Genomic DNA, 1,171 nt, shown 5'->3' on the forward strand with positions numbered 1-1,171 from the left:
ATTGCGAATATCAGCAGATTCAAGATGTACCTCATGAATACATGAAGGAGATCTGCAAGTTAGAATTAGGAACAATCTACCGTTGTGATGTGTGTAGTTCATCTTGGATGAAGAGTGCTAGTCGAGGCTGGCTGATGCTACGCGTTGGCCATTCGCATTTCAAAACAGCGGTATAACGTCAGTCATTAAGATATCTTTGTTTGCGCCGTTTATAGGATAACTTCCGGTCATCTGTTTGGTCACTTGGCGCTTCGGGTGCGGATTGGACGCTACACCCGTCTCTTGAATTCCACTTCTCTTTCCCTCCGTATATCTTTCTGATCATCAAGCTTTAAACCCTGGATTTTCGCTTAGTTTTTACACTCTGTCTTGGTGTGGTTTTCACCAATACTTGCAACCTTGCAGTTATATGTCATTCAGATATATAGATCGTTTTATTATTACTGATCTGTATAAATATTGAGCACGCAACAGTGCTATCATGCGAACAAACATAAGTATCAAACGTCAGTTTGATTGTTTAAAGCACAAGATCCTCTCTCGACACGGCAAAGCCTGAGCAATCAGGTGACGCAAAGTCACGGGTCCCTCTGGGATAGCCGGACCACCGAAGGAGAGCCTCATTAAACGGACCATCTATTTGTGAGGATCTTAGCTGATGTACTGCAGAGGTCGTCATGAAATGTTCGTCGTTTATCGCCAACATCAATCTAGTTGGTTTATTGATCATCGGCACTATTAGTCCTGCTTACGCAGAGCCTGATGAAACAGGCTTCTCTCCTACCGTCAAAGCCATGCAGTTCGATCACATCTATAGCGAGAGTGGCGCATCGTATCCATTGTATGCAATACCCTCTCCCGGCAGTACAAACGAGCCGTATGTAGAGAAAGCTATTGAACCGAAGAAGAAAAGCGTGAATAAAAAGAGTAACTTGCGACGCTTCTATATCGGGCTTCTTACCGTGATGAGTCCGAAGTAATTTTTTACCGGACACTCAGCCCTGAAAGAAAGATGCCGCAGACTGGGCAGCATTTCATATACCTTTTTTACTCATCGCCTTTTCCAACGCACTGAAATTCTGATCCAGATCTTTCGATAGATTTTCCAGCATCTCTTTGGCGTGCTCCTGCTTCAATTTCTCCGAATCGTTTTCCAGAGACCGTGTGTTGG

The 1,171-nt window shown here is 44.1% G+C and carries 1 protein-coding gene and 1 riboswitch; the gene reads left to right on the plus strand.

Annotated elements, in window-relative coordinates:
- Positions 1-537: 537 nt before the first annotated feature.
- A riboswitch (cyclic di-GMP riboswitch) is annotated at positions 538-612 on the plus strand.
- A 65-nt stretch (positions 613-677) separates the two neighbouring features.
- A complete protein-coding gene (locus tag ABYW01_RS21400) occupies positions 678-980 on the plus strand; it encodes a hypothetical protein (protein WP_372836640.1) in 303 nt (100 codons plus the stop codon).
- Positions 981-1,171: the final 191 nt, after the last annotated feature.

Origin of the sequence: Pontibacterium sp. (assembly GCF_041587635.1) — a bacterium.
In the GTDB taxonomy this organism is placed as follows: domain Bacteria; phylum Pseudomonadota; class Gammaproteobacteria; order Pseudomonadales; family Balneatricaceae; genus Pontibacterium.